Here is a 16176-nt window from a genome sequence, read left to right on the forward strand (position 1 = left end):
GAGTGGGTGCCCGCAGCACCAGACAGAACACCGTGCCTCGGAAACATCGGGGCACTTCGGGGCGTTTACGCCCGTACAGGGAGGCGGCATGACAGAGACGGCGAGCGGTCCGGCACGGAGTTCCCGAGCCAAGGGCACCAAGACCGGCAAGGGACTGCGGGTCGAGCGCATCCACACCACTCCCGGAGTCCACCCGTACGACGAGGTGGCCTGGGAGCGCCGTGACGTCGTCATGACCAACTGGCGCGACGGCTCGGTCAACTTCGAGCAGCGCGGCGTCGAGTTCCCCGACTTCTGGTCGGTGAACGCGGTCAACATCGTCACCAGCAAGTACTTCCGCGGTGCCGTGGGCACCCCGCAGCGCGAGACCAGCCTCAGGCAGCTGATCGACCGCATCGTGAAGACGTACCGGAAGGCCGGTGAGGAGTACAAGTACTTCGCCTCGCCCGCCGACGCCGAGATCTTCGAGCACGAGCTGGCGTACGCCCTCCTGCACCAGATCTTCAGCTTCAACAGCCCCGTGTGGTTCAACGTGGGCACGCCCCAGCCGCAGCAGGTGTCCGCCTGCTTCATCCTGTCCGTCGACGACTCCATGGAGTCGATCCTCGACTGGTACAAGGAAGAGGGCATGATCTTCAAGGGCGGCTCCGGTGCCGGCCTGAACCTCTCCCGGATCCGCTCCTCCAAGGAGCTGCTCTCCTCCGGCGGCAACGCCTCCGGACCGGTCTCCTTCATGCGCGGAGCCGACGCCTCCGCCGGAACGATCAAGTCCGGTGGCGCCACCCGCCGCGCCGCCAAGATGGTCGTCCTCGACGTGGACCACCCGGACATCGAGGACTTCATCGAGACCAAGGTCAAGGAAGAGGAGAAGATCCGCGTCCTGCGCGACGCCGGCTTCGACATGGACCTGGGCGGCGACGACATCACGTCCGTCCAGTACCAGAACGCCAACAACTCGGTCCGCGTCAACGACGAGTTCATGAAGGCGGTCGAGCAGGGCGGCAAGTTCGGCCTGCGCGCCCGGATGACCGGCGAGGTCATCGAGGAGGTCGACGCCAAGGCGCTCTTCCGCAAGATCGCCGAGGCCGCCTGGGCCTGCGCCGACCCCGGCATCCAGTACGACGACGTCATCAACAACTGGCACACCTGCCCCGAGTCCGGCCGGATCACCGCGTCGAACCCGTGCAGCGAGTACATGCACCTGGACAACACGTCCTGCAACCTGGCCTCGCTGAACCTGATGAAGTTCCTCAAGGACGACGGCCAGGGCAACCAGTCCTTCGAGACCGAGCGCTTCCAGAAGGTCGTCGAGCTGGTCATCACCGCGATGGACATCTCGATCTGCTTCGCGGACTTCCCGACCCAGAAGATCGGCGAGAACACGCGCGCGTTCCGCCAGCTCGGCATCGGCTACGCCAACCTCGGCGCCCTGCTGATGGCCACCGGCCACGCCTACGACTCCGACGGCGGCCGCGCCCTCGCCGGCGCGATCACCTCCCTGATGACCGGCACGGCGTACCGGCGCTCCGCCGAGCTCGCCGCGATCGTCGGCCCGTACGACGGCTACGCCCGCAACGCCGACGCCCACCGGCGCGTCATGAAGCAGCACGCCGACGCCAACGGCACCGCCGTGCGCATGGACGACCTGGACACCCCGGTGTGGGCCGCCGCCACCGAGGCCTGGCAGGACGTGCTGCGCCTCGGCGAGAAGAACGGCTTCCGCAACTCCCAGGCGTCCGTGCTCGCCCCGACCGGCACCATCGGCCTCGCGATGTCCTGCGACACCACCGGTGTCGAGCCCGACCTCGCGCTGGTCAAGTTCAAGAAGCTGGTCGGCGGCGGCTCGATGCAGATCGTCAACGGCACCGTCCCGCAGGCCCTGCGCCGCCTGGGCTACCAGGAGGAGCAGATCGAGGCGATCGTCGCCCACATCGCCGAGCACGGCAACGTGATCGACGCCCCCGGCCTCAAGCACGAGCACTACGAGGTGTTCGACTGCGCCATGGGCGAGCGGGCCATCTCCCCGATGGGCCACGTCCGCATGATGGCCGCGATCCAGCCCTGGATCTCCGGCGCCATCTCCAAGACGGTCAACATGCCGGAGACGGCGACCGTCGAGGAGGTCGAGGAGATCTACTTCGAGGCCTGGAAGCTGGGCGTCAAGGCGCTCGCCATCTACCGCGACAACTGCAAGGTCGGCCAGCCGCTCTCCGCCAAGAAGAAGGAGGACGAGAAGAAGGCCGAGATCGCCGAGAAGGCCGAGGAGACGATCCGTACCGCGGTCGAGAAGGTGGTCGAGTACCGCCCGGTCCGCAAGCGCCTCCCGAAGGGTCGTCCCGGCATCACCACCTCCTTCACCGTCGGCGGCGCCGAGGGCTACATGACCGCCAACTCCTACCCGGACGACGGTCTCGGCGAGGTCTTCCTGAAGATGTCGAAGCAGGGCTCGACGCTCGCGGGCATGATGGACGCCTTCTCCATCGCCGTCTCGGTCGGCCTGCAGTACGGCGTGCCGCTGGAGACCTACGTCTCGAAGTTCACCAACATGCGCTTCGAGCCGGCCGGCATGACGGACGACCCGGACGTGCGGATGGCGCAGTCGATCGTCGACTACATCTTCCGCCGCCTGGCGCTGGACTTCCTGCCCTTCGAGACGCGCTCCGCGCTCGGCATCCACTCCGCCGAGGAGCGCCAGCGCCACCTGGAGACGGGTTCGTACGAGCCGGCCGACGACGAGGTCGACGTCGAGGGCCTGGCCCAGTCGGCGCCGCGGGCCCAGGAGCTGAAGGCGGTCGCCACGCCGAAGGCCGGGGTCGAGGTGGCCAAGCCCGCCCCGAAGCAGGCCCACACCAGCGCCGAGCTGGTCGAGATGCAGCTGGGCATCCAGGCCGACGCCCCGCTGTGCTTCTCCTGCGGCACGAAGATGCAGCGGGCTGGCTCCTGCTACATCTGCGAGGGCTGCGGCTCGACCAGCGGCTGCAGCTGACGCGTCCGGGCACTGCCCGGGTGTGAGTTCGCGACCGAGGGCGGTGGCGCCGATGTCCGGTGCCACCGCCCTCGGCGTCGTTCGGCGGGGGCGCCTCCGAACTGCCCGGGGACGCCTCGGCCTTCAGGCCGGCAGGGCGATCGGCACGGGCTCGGGGGTGCGGGAGACCGCGACCACCACCAGCGACGCCCACGACCTCCCGCGCGCCGGGCACGGCGAGAGAACGCGGGCGATGCCGTTCCGGATCCGGCTGGCACCGAGGGCGTAGGCCCCTCCCGGAGCGCTGCCCCGGGAGGCGGGCCGGGCCAGGAGTCCCCACCCGCCGGGAGAGGGGAGCGGTCACTGTCGCGCACCGGCCGCCCGGGCGCGTCGTGTCACGCCCGGCGCGTCGCCCCCATCACGCGTGCGAAGGTCGCCGGGTCGCCCTCGAAGCCCTGGACACCGGGGTGGAAGTCCCAGGTTCCGGAGCCGTCCCGGACGAACTCCGCGACCGTCGCCGCCGTGGCCCCCAGGACACCGCCGAAGTCGTCCTCGGCCAGGACGGTGTACCCCTCGCGGATGCGCAGACCCGGGTTGCCCACACCGGAGAACGTGCGCCGCGCCCGGTGCTGCTGTATGACGACGCCGACCACCACGCGCGCGTACCGTCCGTCGAGGCGGTCCAGCTCCAGCGTCATGACCTCGTCGAAGCCGAAGCCCTTGCCGTCCTTGCTGTCCCGGTTGAGCGTGATGGTGCCGTCGGGGGAGCGACTGTCGAAGTGCACCACGTAGGCGGGATCGCCGTGCGGGTCGTCCGCCGGATAGGGCGCGGCGACGAGATCCAGGTCGGTCGACGGCTCCCCCGAGGGACTCGGGTCCCACCTCAGCGCGATCTCCACCCTGCGGATGCCCTTGTTGAGGCCGTTCACCAGTTCTCCCCTTCCCCGTGACCGTTCTGCCGCTCACCCCAACCGCCGGGCGATCCCGGCAGGTTGTCCATCCTGCCACGCACGCGGTGGCACGCGCGGGGAACCAGTCCACCCGAGGGTGACCGACGCCACGCCCCCTGGCCTTACGATGGCGCGGTGCTGGTCAAGTGGATTCGCTGCACCGTGGTGGACCGCCGCGGGTTCGAGCGGGGGCAGCGGAAGTGGGCGGGGCTTCTGGGGGAGCCGGGGTTTCGCGGACAGGGCGGGGGCTGGAGCCGGGGGCGGCCGGACGTGGCGCACGTCTTCTCCTTCTGGGAGAGCCGCGCCTTCTACGACTCCTTCATGGCGCGCTCCCACGACCGGCTCGCCTCGGCCCAGTCGGGCACCTTCAAGGACGCTCAGGTCAGACTCTTCGACCACCGCTTCGACGTGAAGACCGGCTTCGAACCGCGCTTCACCGACGCCGACCTGCTCAGAGCGGCGCTGTGCCGGGTCCACGAGGAACGGGCGGAGCACTTCGTGTTGATGCAGGAGAAGGTCTGGAACCCGGCGATGGCCGGTTCGCCCGGGATGGTCCGCGGACTGTTCGCCGAAGCGCCCGGGAACGAGTTCCTGGTGCTGTCGATGTGGCGGTCCGCGGCCGAGCACGGCAAGTACCGCACCGAGAGGGTGGAACGCCTCGCCCTGCGGGCGCAGACGGAGGCCGACGTCGCGGCCCTCACGGGGGACGTCGTGGACATGGAACCGGCCTGGACGGTCTGATTCCCGTACGCTCAGAAGACGTGCCCGGTGCGGCCCGCGGTGCGGGACGTGTGTGACCTACGCTGTAAGGGGCCCGCACGAGTGCCCGCCGGGTCGTCACCCGATCTAGGGTTTCGGCATGGCACGACCACGGCGCATCGTCCTTGTCCGGCACGGCGAATCAACGGGCAATGTTGATGACTCCGTGTACGAGCGTGAACCCGATCACGCCCTGGCCCTGACCGAGCGGGGTCTGCGGCAGGCGGAGGACACGGGCCGGCGGTTGCGGGGACTGTTCGGCCGGGAACGCGTCAGCGTCTACGTCTCCCCGTACCGCCGGACGCACCAGACGCTGAGCGCCTTCGGCCTCGACCCGGAGCTCATACGCGTGCGCGAGGAGCCGCGGTTGCGCGAGCAGGACTGGGGCAACTGGCAGGATCGCGACGACGTGCGTCTGCAGAAGGCCTACCGGGACGCCTACGGGCACTTCTTCTACCGCTTCGCCCAGGGCGAGTCCGGAGCCGACGTCTACGACCGGGTCGGCGGCTTCCTGGAGAGCCTGTTCCGCAGCTTCGAGGCCCCCGACCACCCGCCGAACGTCCTGATCGTCACCCACGGTCTGGCCATGCGGCTGTTCTGCATGCGGTGGTTCCACTGGACCGTGGCGGAGTTCGAGTCCCTGTCGAACCCGGGGAACGCCGAGATGCGGATGCTCGTTCTGGGGGAGAACGGCAAGTACACCCTCGACCGGCCGTTCGAACGCTGGCGAGATCCGGAGCCGTACGGGATCACCGGCTAGAGTGGCAGGGCGATGACCGCTGATTCCTCTTCCGCCCGGCGCCTGGACCGCGCCCTGGCCAGCCTGCGCGGACTGTCGGTGGGGGACGCGCTCGGCTCACAGTTCTTCGTTCCGGTGAACTATCCGCTGCTCAAGCGCCGTGAGCTGCCCCACGGCCCCTGGCAGTGGACCGATGACACCGAGATGGCCTGTTCCGTCGTGGCCGTCCTGGCGGCCCACCACCGGATCGACCAGGACGCCCTCGCGCGGTCCTTCGCCGAGCACCAGGACTTCGACCGGGGCTACGGCCCCGCGGTGGGCCGGCTGCTGCGACTGGTCCGTGAGGGGGGCGACTGGCGCGAGCTCGCCGCCGCGCTCTTCAACGGACAGGGTTCCTGGGGCAACGGCGCCGCGATGCGGATCGCACCGTTGGGCGCCTGGTACGCGGACGACCCGGAACAGGCCACGCATCAGGCGGAGATCTCGGCCTACCCCACCCACCAGCACCGCGAGGCCGTGGTCGGCGCCATGGCGGTCGCCGCGGCAGCCGCACTCGCCGCCGCCCCCGGCGGGCCGCCCGGTGCGGAGGCCCTCCTCGACGGGGTCATCGCACTGGTGCCCATGAGGAGCGCGGTCGGTGCCGGGCTGCGCCGGGCCCGGGACATGCTCGACTACGGGGACGCGGCCACCGTCGCCGCCGTGCTGGGCTGCGGACGGCGTACGACGGCCCACGACACCGTGCCGTTCGCGCTCTGGTCGGCCGCCCGGGCGCTGGGCGACTACGAGCGGGCCTTCTGGACGACCGCGCAGGTGGGCGGGGACGTCGACACGACCTGTGCCATCGTGGGCGGGGTGGTCGCCGCCGGGAAGGCGGGGGCGCCGCCCGCAGAGTGGGCCGACCGGGTCGAGCCGCTGCCGGACTGGATGCCGACCCCGGTCTGAGGGAGCCGGCCCGTCTGAGGACCTGTCCGCCGGATCAGTCAGGTCGCGGGCCGCCCGAAGAGTGCTGGTGAGCCCCCGGGTGGCCAGGACGGGCTCCGGCGCCGAGGACTCTCCGTACGTATCGGGAACTCTGCGTGACAGGCTGCGCGTTCTCAGGACGTCTGCCGTGTGAGCCGTAGGGGCTCTGCACCTGCGGCGGATGGTGGAGAGCGTCGTCGAAGTGTGTCCTCGGGGGTGATCGTGAGAGTCCTGCTCGCCGTGCTGCTCGTCCTGAGGGCCGCGGTGGTGCGGTCCGGTGCCCCGGCCGGGGCGCTCGGGCGGTGGTACCGGCCCTCCGGGCGCCGGCGCGGGTCCGTCCGCCAGCGGCCGGACGGGGATCGGCCCGGTGCTCCCCGGCCGGTCCCCGTGGCCTCCGTCGGTGAGCTGCCGGGCCGGACCCGTGGTGTTCTCCTGTCAGCCGATGCCCGGACCGGCCGAGCCGGAGAGCGCCTCCAGGTCGCTCTTGCGGACCCGGATCACCAGCCATGCGGTGGCCAGGGCGAGTACGGCCATCGCCGCGGCCGGGATGAAGGCCGTCGAGATGCCCTGTGCGAGCACCTCGTGTCCCCAGGGGGCGGGCAGCTGCTGCGTCTGCGCGAATTCGGCCTTCTGCTCCGGCGTCCCCTCGGCGAGGAAGCCCGGTATCTGCTTCTCCGCCTCGTCCCTGCTGGCCGTGCCGAACACCGTCGTCAGAAGGGCCAGTCCCACCGACCCGCCCACCTGCTGGGTCGCGTTGAGCAGCCCGGACGCCGCGCCGGCCTCGTGCTGGGCCACGCCGGAGACCGCGGTGAGCGTCAGCGTCACGAAGTTCAGGCCCATGCCGAAGCCGAAGATCAGCATCGGGCCGAGGACGCCGCCGACGTAGGAGCTGTCGGAGCTGATCAGCGCCTGCCAGGCCAGTCCGGTCGCGGCGAGCGCCGAGCCGATGAGCATGAACGGCTTGGGCCCGAGGACGGGCAGGAACCGCTGCGACAGACCTGCTCCGAGCGCGATCACGACCGTCACCGGCAGGAAGGCGAGACCGGCCTCGATCGGGCTGTACCCGAGCACGTTCTGCACGAAGAGAACGATGTAGAAGAACATGCCGAACATCGCCGCGGCCAGGCTGAGCATGATCACGTACGTGCCCGAGCGGTTGCGGTCGGCGAACATCCGCAGCGGGGTGATCGGATCCTTGGCCCGGGACTCGATCAGCGCGAAGGCCACCAGCAGCAGCACGGCGGCCACGAACGAGCCGATGGTCACGCCGTCCCGCCAGCCCTCCTCCGCCGCGCGGATGAAGCCGTAGACGAGGGAGGCCATGCCGGCCGTCGAGGTCACCGCGCCCGCGATGTCGAAGCGACCGGTGTGTCGCTCGGACTCGTTGATGTACAGCGGTGCGAGTACGGCGATCAGCACACCGATCGGCACATTGACGAAGAGCACCCACCGCCAGTCGAGCCACTCGGTGAGCATGCCGCCCGCGAGCAGGCCGATGGCGCCGCCGCCCGCGGAGACCGCGGCGAAGACGCCGAAGGCCCGGTTGCGCTCGGGTCCCTCCGGGAACGTGGTGGTGATGAGCGCCAGCGAGGTGGGCGAGGCGATCGCGCCGCCCACTCCTTGCAGAACGCGCGCTGCCAGCAACTGCCACGGTTCCTGGGCGAATCCGCCGAGCAGCGAGGCGAGGGTGAACAGCAGGATGCCGGTCATGAAGACGCGGCGGCGGCCGAGGATGTCACCGGCCCGGCCGCCGAGGAGCAGCAGCCCGCCGAAGGTCAGGGTGTAGGCGCTGACCACCCAGGTGAGATCGGTGGTGCTGAACTCGAGAGCGTTCTGGATGTGCGGCAGCGCGATGTTCACAATCGTCGCGTCGAGTACCACCATGAGTTGGCAGGCCGCGATGACGGTGAGCGCGATACCGGGGTGTCCGTCCCGGCGGGCCGCACCTGGCTTCTGGTCCTGGATCAACGGAGAGGTTGTCACTATGGGTCCCCCACGAGTGCGTCAGTGAACGCTCGCGTTCACTGTTGCGTCAACGGTAGGAGCCCTCGACAGTGAACGCAAGCGTCCACTAAATGCGTCGTCGCTCGGCACGTCCCCCGCAGATGCCGTGCGTCGCGCGCCCATCCCCGGAATGCCCGCTTCCTCTGCTCGTTGGAGAGAGTCAGATGGTTACTTCGAGCTGGGCGGCCGCCCGCACCCAGGCGGCCGCTTCCCGTCGACGTGGTGCCGTGCTGGAACGCGCGATCCTCGACGCCGCCCTGGAACAACTCAGCACGGTCGGCTGGAACGGCCTGACGATGGAGGGCGTCGCCGCCGGCGCCCAGACCGGAAAGGCCGCCGTCTACCGCCGCTGGCCGTCCAAGGAGGACCTGGTCGCGGACGCGCTGCGGGCCGGCCTGCCGCGTTTCGACGCGGCACCCGACCTGGGGGGCGTGCGCGAGGACCTGCTGGCGCTGTGCCGGCGAGCGCGTGACGCGATGTTCTCCCGGCCGGGTGTCGCCCTGCGCTCGGTGATTCACGAGTGCGACACCACGCAGGCCGAACGCTTCCACGCCGTGATCGTCGAGGGGGTCGTGGAGCCGACCGTCCAGATGCTGCGCGAGGTGGTCGAGCGCGGAATCGAGCGGGGGGACGTGCGTCCCGACGCCGCGAACGGATATGTCCTCGACGCCATCCCCGCGATGATGATGTACCGCTCCAAGATGTGCGGAAGTGAATGGGGGGATGCCGATCTGGAGGAGATGATCGACCAGTTGATGGTTCCGCTGCTGCGGCCGAGCGGCTCCTGACCGGACCCCGCCGAGGCGATGACGCTGCTCGGGGAACCGGGGTGTCGCGGGCCGTTCCGGGCAGCGTACGCTAAGGGCGCCATGCCGTACGAACCACCTACTCACACCGTCGAGCGCTCTCTCCGCGCCACCACCGGGGCGAAGATCGTTGCAGGTGTCGACGAGGTGGGGCGCGGCGCGTGGGCCGGACCCGTCACCGTCTGCGCGGCGGTCACCGGACTGCGCCGGCCTCCCGAAGGGCTCACCGACTCCAAGCTCCTCACCGTCAAGCGGCGCGCCGAGCTCGCCGAGACGCTGCGGAGTTGGGTGACGTCGTACGCGCTCGGGCACGCGTCCCCGGAGGAGATCGACGAGCTGGGGATGACGGCCGCGCTGCGGCTGGCGGCGGTACGGGCGCTGGAAGCACTGCCGGTCCGGCCCGACGCGGTGATACTCGACGGCAAGCACGACTACCTCGGCGCGCCCTGGAGGGTTCGCACGGTGATCAAGGGCGACCGGTCGTGCGTGGCGGTCGCGGCGGCCTCGGTGATCGCCAAGGTTCAGCGCGACAAAATGATGGCCGAACTGGGTGTCGACCATGCAGACTTCGGTTTCGCGGACAATGCCGGGTATCCGTCGCCCGTGCACAGGGCCGCACTGGAGGTTCGGGGCCCCACCCCGCACCACCGGTTGTCGTGGGCGTATCTTGATGCGCTGCCCCAGTGGCGGCACCTCAAGAAGGTCCGAAGCTGGGCGGACGGAAGTGTTCCGGGAATCGATGGTCAGCTCGGCTTCGATTTCTGACGGTTCCGCTCGCACTCATGTGCCACCCGGCGGCGCGAGCCGTACCAACGTTTGATAAAAATCAGCTCATGCCTCTCATTCCCGAGGAGCCTCAGATTCACGAGAGTGCCCAGGGTCCCCGCGCCACTCCGGCCAGCGGCCGCACCGCGCCGACCCCCCGCCCCGTACCCGGTCCCCGCCCCGCGGCTCCGTCGCGTCCCGGCCGTCCCGGCCCGCCGCGGCCCGCGCCGCCGACGCAGCGCACGCCGCGTGACGCGACCGCCCCGGCCAAGCCCGGCCCTTCGGCTCCGGCCGCGCCCGCCGGTGCCGCTCCGCAGATCCAGTTGATCCCGGCCTCGGCCCAGGGGGCGCTCGACGCCGCCGAGGAGGCCGTGGACCTGCTGCTGGACTCGGGTCGTGCTCCCGGCGACGTGTTGGTGATCACCACCGGCGAGCCGCACCCGTGGGCCACCCACGAACTGTCCTTCGGCGAGGCCTCCTACTGGGCCCAGCACGATGCCGGTGACGACGTCTTCTACACCGACGCCGGCGTCGCGGAGCGCGCCGGTGCGCGGCCCGTCGTGGTGGTCGCCGTTAACGGTGGCGAGCAGTCCGTGGCCGCCTCCGCCCTGTCGGTGGCCCGTGCCAAGGCCGGTGCCCTGCTGATCGTCTGCGGTGACCCGCAGCGGATCAACTCGGTGCTGGGCGCGGGCGTCTGAGCCGGCACCGCGGTGCCGGGACGGACACCGCGGATGACGCGAGCGACGCGGTCGCGGCGTCCGCACGCTCGGGGACCCGGCGTGGCCGCGGAACCGGCTGGGCCGGTGCGCGCGGCTGTGCTGTTCCCGTGCCGGGCCGAGTCCGGCGTCGTGCGGACGCGCTGTGCCGTCCCGACCCACGACCCGCCCCGGGGGGCGGGCCGGGGACGTCGAGCGGTCCGTGCGTGGCGTCAGCGTGCCGCCGCGCGGCGCAGGATCTCCGACGGGGCGCCGCCGGTGCGCGGTATTCGGGGCGGGGCCTCGGACGTGGCGAACGGCTCCGGTGCCGAACCGGCGCTCGGATGGCGCCCGCCGCGCCCTTCCCCGAGCACCTGCCAACCGTCACGGGTCAGCGTGATGTACGCCCCGCAGCGCAGCCCGTGCAGTGTGCAGGCGTCTCGCAGCCCCCACATCCACGCGCCGTCCTCCTCGGTCCAACGTGCGTCGCCGTCACGGCAGTAGAGCAGCACGGCGGTGCGTACCGGAGTGCGGCGCCGGAGGTCGTGCGGGATGACCCGGCGCAACTGGGCCAGCAGCACGTTGCGGAACATCCAGCCGTCCGCGGGGGCGGGGCGGCGGGTGAACGAAGCGCTCGCCCGCAGCCGCTCGTCCGGGTCGAGCACGGCGACGACCGCGGTCGCCGGCCCGGGGCGATGCCGGACGTGCAGTCCGCTGACGACCTCGCGCGGGTTGCGCAGCAGCGGAATTCCCGCGGCGGCCCACTCCGCAGGTTCGAGCACACGGGTGGCGGAAGCGGCGGACGTCGACAGCGATGCCGCCGAGGACGGAGCGAATCCGAAGGTCACGGTCCTCCCTTCGGCTACGCCCACACTGCGGGCGGGGTCGGATTCGGGGGAGCGCGCACGCAACAGTGCCCTACCTGATCGGCGGGCGGGCCGTGCGGGTGCGGACCTCAATTCTTCCTGTCGAACTTGGATGCGGCAACGAGCAATCGGGGCAGCCGACCGTTATCGGATGAAGCGCGGTTTATATCCCACACGCTGTCCTTCCGGACCACGCGTGCGGCGTTCGATCACGACACGTTCGTACGTCATGGGCGAGGCGGGATTCCAGAGGGACGCGTTCCGGAGGAGCGTTCGCGATCGGACCATCACACAGAGTGAAGTGGCCGATTGTCAGTGCCGTCGGGTTGCATGGGGACATGGACGACCTGGAGCTCCGTACCGAAGCCGATGCCATCCTCGCCGAACTCGTCGGGGCCCCGGAGGGTTCGGCGCGGTTGCGGGAGGACCAGTGGCAGGCCGTGGCGGCCCTGGTGGAGGAGCGTCGACGGGCCCTGGTGGTGCAGCGCACCGGCTGGGGCAAGTCGGCGGTGTACTTCGTGGCCACCGCGCTGTTGCGCCGGCGTGGCTCCGGCCCGACGGTGATCGTCTCGCCGCTGCTGGCGTTGATGCGCAACCAGGTCGAGGCGGCGGCGCGGGCCGGCATCCGGGCGCGCACCATCAACTCGGCCAACCCGGAGGAGTGGGACACCATCCACGAGGAGGTCGAGCGCGGCGGGACCGACGTTCTCCTCATCAGCCCGGAACGCCTCAACTCCGTTGACTTCCGCGAGCAGACGCTGCCCAAGCTCGCGGCCACGACCGGCCTGCTGGTGGTCGACGAGGCGCACTGCATCTCCGACTGGGGGCACGACTTCCGGCCCGACTACCGCCGGCTGCGGGCGATGCTCGCCGAGCTCGCCCCCGGCGTGCCGGTGCTCGCGACAACGGCGACCGCCAACGCGCGGGTCACCGCGGACGTGGCCGAGCAACTGGGGACCGGCGCGGGGGAGGCCCTGGTGCTGCGGGGGCCGCTCGAGAGGGAGAGCCTGCGGCTCGGAGTCGTCCGGCTGCCGGACGCCGCACACCGCCTGGCCTGGCTCGCCGAGCACCTGGACGAGCTGCCGGGCTCCGGGATCATCTACACGCTGACGGTGGCCGCGGCCGAGGAGGCCACCGCCTTCCTGCGGCAGCGCGGCTTCGAGGTGGCCTCCTACACGGGACGCACGGAGAACGCCGACCGGCTGCAGGCCGAGGCCGACCTGCTGGAGAACCGGGTCAAGGCGCTGGTGGCGACGTCGGCGCTGGGCATGGGATTCGACAAGCCGGATCTGGGTTTCGTGGTCCACCTGGGCTCGCCGTCCTCGCCGATCGCCTACTACCAGCAGGTGGGGCGTGCGGGCCGCGGTGTGGCCCACGCAGACGTACTGCTGCTGCCGGGCAAGGAGGACGAGGCCATCTGGCGCTACTTCGCCGACACCGCCTTCCCTCCCGAGGCGCAGGTCCGCCAGACCCTCTCGGCCCTCGCCGGTGCGGGACGGCCTCTGTCGGTACCGGCGCTGGAGGCGGCGGTGGACCTTCGGCGCACCCGTCTGGAGACGATGCTGAAGGTGCTCGACGTCGACGGCGCGGTCAAGCGGGTGAAGGGCGGCTGGACGGCCACGGGAGCCGACTGGGCGTACGACACCGAGCGCTATGCCAGGGTCGCCCGGCAGCGCGCCGCCGAGCAGCAGGCCATGCGCGACTACGTGAGCACGGACCGGTGCCGCATGGAGTTTCTGCGCCGGCAACTGGACGACGAGGGTGCGGCCCCGTGCGGCCGTTGCGACAACTGCGCGGGTGCCTGGGCCGACCCTTCTGTCTCGGCGGAGGCGTTGACGGGGGCGGCGAAGGAGCTGGACCGTCCGGGAGTGGCGGTCGAGCCGCGCCGGATGTGGCCGACGGGGATGCCCGCACTGGGCATCGACCTGAAGGGCCGCATCCCGGCCGGGGAACAGTGCTCCACCGGGCGCGCCCTGGGGCGGCTGTCGGACATCGGCTGGGGCAACCGTCTGCGCCCGCTGCTGGCCGAGGACGCGCCTGACGGGCCGGTCCCCGACGATGTCCTGCGGGCCGCGGTGACGGTCCTCGCGGACTGGGCGCGCTCTCCCGGGGGCTGGGCGTCGAACGACCCGGACGCCCTCGCCCGGCCGGTCGGCGTCGTCGCCGTACCGTCCCTGACCCGTCCCCGACTGGTCGCGTCCCTGGCCCGGGGCGTGGCGGACGTCGGGCGCCTGCCCTTCCTGGGCGCCCTGGCGTACACGGGGCCGAGCGGCGCGCACGCGGCACGGCGGAGCAACTCCGCCCAGCGCCTGAGGGCGCTGTCCGGAGCCTTCGCCGTCCCCGAGGAGCTGGCCGGCGCGCTGGCCGGCGCCTCCGGGCCCGTCCTGCTCGTGGACGACCGCACGGACTCGGGATGGACCCTCGCGGTCACCGCTCGCCTGCTGAGGCGGGCGGGGGCCGGCCAGGTCCTGCCGCTGGTGCTCGCCACGGCGGGCTGACCGCCTTCCCCGCCGCCCCGTCTCGCGCCTCCCGGGGGCCTCAGCCCTTTGCCGTGCGGAAGCCGCTCGGGAACCGTTCGGAAGCACTTCGACGGAGCCGGAGGACGACGAGCACATCGATCAGGCTCGGACTTCCCCGACACCACACCGACACCGGCATCACGGCCGGGTTGATGGACCCCGGCCCCTTCACCCGGATCCTCGGCCCCCTCGGTGCAGGTGCACGAGGTCAATGGCCGCCCCCGGCCGTCCGCCATCCCCGGCACGTGACGTGTCCTGATCGGACTTTATCCACAAGGCGAAGCGGAGTCTTTGATTCCGCGAGATCGTCTTCGCATGACGAACCACAGCGAAACGACCGGATCCCCCGAAAACGGCGACATCCCCGGGCGTGACGGGTGCCGGCGCACCGACCTTCCGGAGCGCGCCGAACCCGTGGGCCGCACCGCGCCCGCCCGTCCCCGCGGGCGCGGCGAGAAGGAAGACCGCGTACCGCGCGCGGCGGACATCACCCGCACCGCGTACGACCATCACGGCGACGCGCAGCAGGTCACCCTGCGCACCCCGGCCGAACTCGCCGACGCGCTGCCCTACCTGCTCGGATACCGCCCCGAGGACAGCATCGTGCTGGTCGCCCTGCACGACAAGGACGGACGGGGCCGGTTCGGCGGCCGCGCCCGGCTCGGTATCCCCGCGAAACCGGACGACTGGCCCTCCGCCGCCCGGCAGCTTGCCCACGGTCTGGTGAAGGGCGGCGAGCGCCGAGGTGCCCGGGCCGAGCAGATGGTCGTCTTCCTCTGCCGCGAACCGGGCGAGGGCGAATCCGGTCGGCAGGTCAAGGAGCGACTGGGGCCACTCGCCCACGCGCTGCGCCTGGAGTGCGGCGCCCTCGACGTCCCGGTGGTGGAGGCCCTGTGCATCTCGGACGGCCGCTTCTGGTCCTACTGCTGTGACAACGAGGGCTGCTGCCCGGCCGGGGGAACGCCGATGGGCCTGCCCGGCACCTCGGTCCTGGCCGCCGCGGCCACCTACGCGGGGATCCAGGTCCGCGGCACGCTGCGCGAGCTGCGCGCCAGGCTCCTGCCGTGGGAGAACCCCGCCGCCCTCGAGCAGGAGGCCGCCCTGGACGCCGCCGGCACGGCGCTGGTCCCCAGGATCCTCGATGAGGCGGGACGGCGCGAGGTCGCCGAGGAGACGTTGAGGCTCGCCGAGCGGGTCATGGGCCGCCTCGCCGACGCCCCGCCCGTCACCGGCGCGTTTCCGGCGGACCGGCGGGACGACGCACTGCTCGGGCACGACGAGGCCGCGGCGCTGATCCTCGGCCTGCAGGACCGTACGACGCGCGACCGCGCGGCCGAGTGGATGGAGGGGGCCGAAGCGGGCGCCGCCCTCCGGCTGTGGCGGGCCCTGGCGCGCCGCTGCGTGGGAGCGTACGGCGAACACGCGGCCGCCCCCCTCACCCTCGCCGGATGGGTCGCCTGGTCCACCGGTGACGAGTTGGAGGCCCGGGAGGCGCTCGCGATGGCGCTGGGCGCCGACCCCGACTACCTCTTCGCCCGTCTCCTGCACCAGGCCTGCAACGAGGGTCTCGACCCGGAGTCGATCCGCCGCTGCCTGCGCGCGGAACGCGAGGGACGCGGGCGGGCCGCATCCGACGGGCCGGCCGCGGACGTCAGGGAGGGCGGCGTGTGCGATCCCGCGGTTACCGGCCCGGGAACGACCTCTTCACGCCGTCGGCGCCGCACGCGTGTCTCCGGTTCCGGCGGCTGTTCCCCCCTCCGGGCGCGGACGGAGGGGACCCGCCGGAGCACGCGGGTTCCGCATCCGCGCGCGTCGGCGGGGAGCACGCGGCCCGGGGCGGGGGACCGCACACGTCCGGGCGGCGCGCGTCCGGGTGCGGCGGGGCCGGACGCCGCACGCCGTCGCGGTGCTTCGCCGGAAGGCGCCCCGCCCGGAGGGCGGGGCGGCGAAGAGGACGAGCGGACGAGCGGGGAGAACCACTGACCGGAGCGGCGGGGCCGGGAAGGGCCCGGGAGGCAGTCGGCTCGGTCCCGTCATGGGCGGAGGCGCCGGCCGAGCCCGGCCGAGAGGGGGACCGGCGGGACCAGGGGGACGCGGTACCGCCGGGTGACCGGCAGGGCGTGCCGGGCCGAAGTGGATCAGTCGTCG

At 71.8% G+C, this 16176-nt stretch carries 12 protein-coding genes and 1 pseudogene; 10 read left to right on the forward strand and 3 right to left on the reverse strand.

What is annotated here, in order from left to right:
• Positions 1 to 88 precede the first annotated feature (88 nt).
• Positions 89 to 2986, forward strand: coding sequence for a vitamin B12-dependent ribonucleotide reductase (locus FHS37_RS12245; protein WP_184820162.1), 2898 nt, complete (start codon positions 89 to 91; stop codon positions 2984 to 2986).
• 130 nt (positions 2987 to 3116) lie between these two features.
• Positions 3117 to 3218 (forward strand): annotated as a pseudogene (locus tag FHS37_RS41010) (RNA-guided endonuclease TnpB family protein); the annotation flags it as partial.
• A 142-nt stretch (positions 3219 to 3360) separates the two neighbouring features.
• On the opposite strand, the gene FHS37_RS12250 reads toward FHS37_RS41010, so the two are convergent.
• On the reverse strand, positions 3361 to 3894 hold the full coding sequence (locus FHS37_RS12250) for a TerD family protein (protein ID WP_184820164.1): 534 nt from the start codon (positions 3892 to 3894) through the stop codon (positions 3361 to 3363).
• A gap of 156 nt (positions 3895 to 4050) precedes the next feature.
• Here FHS37_RS12250 and FHS37_RS12255 point away from each other — a divergent pair, with 156 nt between their 5' ends.
• From FHS37_RS12255 to FHS37_RS12265, 3 genes are all read left to right on the forward strand, one after another.
• Positions 4051 to 4656: a YdbC family protein gene (locus FHS37_RS12255; RefSeq protein ID WP_184820166.1), complete on the forward strand. Its 606-nt coding sequence runs from the start codon at positions 4051 to 4053 to the stop codon at positions 4654 to 4656.
• A gap of 118 nt (positions 4657 to 4774) precedes the next feature.
• Entirely contained in the window at positions 4775 to 5434 is a 660-nt protein-coding gene (locus tag FHS37_RS12260; RefSeq protein ID WP_184820168.1) for a histidine phosphatase family protein, read from the forward strand.
• A gap of 12 nt (positions 5435 to 5446) precedes the next feature.
• Positions 5447 to 6355: an ADP-ribosylglycohydrolase family protein gene (locus FHS37_RS12265; RefSeq protein ID WP_184820170.1), complete on the forward strand. Its 909-nt coding sequence runs from the start codon at positions 5447 to 5449 to the stop codon at positions 6353 to 6355.
• 453 nt (positions 6356 to 6808) lie between these two features.
• Here the strand turns inward: FHS37_RS12265 and FHS37_RS12270 are convergent, their stop codons facing one another.
• On the reverse strand, positions 6809 to 8356 hold the full coding sequence (locus tag FHS37_RS12270) for an MFS transporter (RefSeq protein ID WP_184820172.1): 1548 nt from the start codon (positions 8354 to 8356) through the stop codon (positions 6809 to 6811).
• A 185-nt stretch (positions 8357 to 8541) separates the two neighbouring features.
• Here FHS37_RS12270 and FHS37_RS12275 point away from each other — a divergent pair, with 185 nt between their 5' ends.
• The 3 genes from FHS37_RS12275 (at position 8542) to FHS37_RS12285 (ending at position 10646) form a co-directional block, all read left to right on the forward strand.
• Positions 8542 to 9165: a TetR/AcrR family transcriptional regulator gene (locus tag FHS37_RS12275; protein ID WP_184820174.1), complete on the forward strand. Its 624-nt coding sequence runs from the start codon at positions 8542 to 8544 to the stop codon at positions 9163 to 9165.
• An 81-nt stretch (positions 9166 to 9246) separates the two neighbouring features.
• Complete coding sequence (gene rnhB / locus FHS37_RS12280) at positions 9247 to 9948, forward strand: ribonuclease HII (RefSeq protein ID WP_184820177.1); 702 nt, start codon at positions 9247 to 9249, stop codon at positions 9946 to 9948.
• 68 nt (positions 9949 to 10016) lie between these two features.
• Positions 10017 to 10646 (forward strand): hypothetical protein, encoded by a 630-nt coding sequence (locus FHS37_RS12285; protein WP_184820179.1) that lies wholly within the window; start codon positions 10017 to 10019, stop codon positions 10644 to 10646.
• Between the two features lie 230 nt (positions 10647 to 10876).
• Here the strand turns inward: FHS37_RS12285 and FHS37_RS12290 are convergent, their stop codons facing one another.
• On the reverse strand, positions 10877 to 11491 hold the full coding sequence (locus FHS37_RS12290) for a hypothetical protein (RefSeq protein WP_184820181.1): 615 nt from the start codon (positions 11489 to 11491) through the stop codon (positions 10877 to 10879).
• A 356-nt stretch (positions 11492 to 11847) separates the two neighbouring features.
• Between FHS37_RS12290 and FHS37_RS12295 the strand changes: the two genes are divergently transcribed.
• A complete protein-coding gene (locus FHS37_RS12295) occupies positions 11848 to 14007 on the forward strand; it encodes a RecQ family ATP-dependent DNA helicase (protein WP_184820183.1) in 2160 nt (719 codons plus the stop codon).
• Between the two features lie 336 nt (positions 14008 to 14343).
• Positions 14344 to 16011, forward strand: a complete 1668-nt coding sequence (locus FHS37_RS12300; protein ID WP_184820185.1) for a DUF4192 domain-containing protein — start codon at positions 14344 to 14346, stop codon at positions 16009 to 16011.
• The last annotated feature ends 165 nt before the right edge of the window (positions 16012 to 16176 follow it).

The sequence above is a fragment of the Streptomyces griseomycini genome (assembly GCF_014203535.1).
Taxonomy (GTDB): domain Bacteria; phylum Actinomycetota; class Actinomycetes; order Streptomycetales; family Streptomycetaceae; genus Streptomyces; species Streptomyces griseomycini.

Coding starts and splice junctions, on each gene's coding strand:
- FHS37_RS12245 (WP_184820162.1), top strand. CDS start 89: ATGACAGAGACGGCGAGCGGTCCGGCACGGAGTTCCCGAGCCAAGGGC.
- FHS37_RS12260 (WP_184820168.1), top strand. CDS start 4,775: ATGGCACGACCACGGCGCATCGTCCTTGTCCGGCACGGCGAATCAACG.
- FHS37_RS12265 (WP_184820170.1), top strand. CDS start 5,447: ATGACCGCTGATTCCTCTTCCGCCCGGCGCCTGGACCGCGCCCTGGCC.
- FHS37_RS12275 (WP_184820174.1), top strand. CDS start 8,542: ATGGTTACTTCGAGCTGGGCGGCCGCCCGCACCCAGGCGGCCGCTTCC.
- rnhB (WP_184820177.1), top strand. CDS start 9,247: ATGCCGTACGAACCACCTACTCACACCGTCGAGCGCTCTCTCCGCGCC.
- FHS37_RS12285 (WP_184820179.1), top strand. CDS start 10,017: ATGCCTCTCATTCCCGAGGAGCCTCAGATTCACGAGAGTGCCCAGGGT.
- FHS37_RS12295 (WP_184820183.1), top strand. CDS start 11,848: ATGGACGACCTGGAGCTCCGTACCGAAGCCGATGCCATCCTCGCCGAA.
- FHS37_RS12300 (WP_184820185.1), top strand. CDS start 14,344: ATGACGAACCACAGCGAAACGACCGGATCCCCCGAAAACGGCGACATC.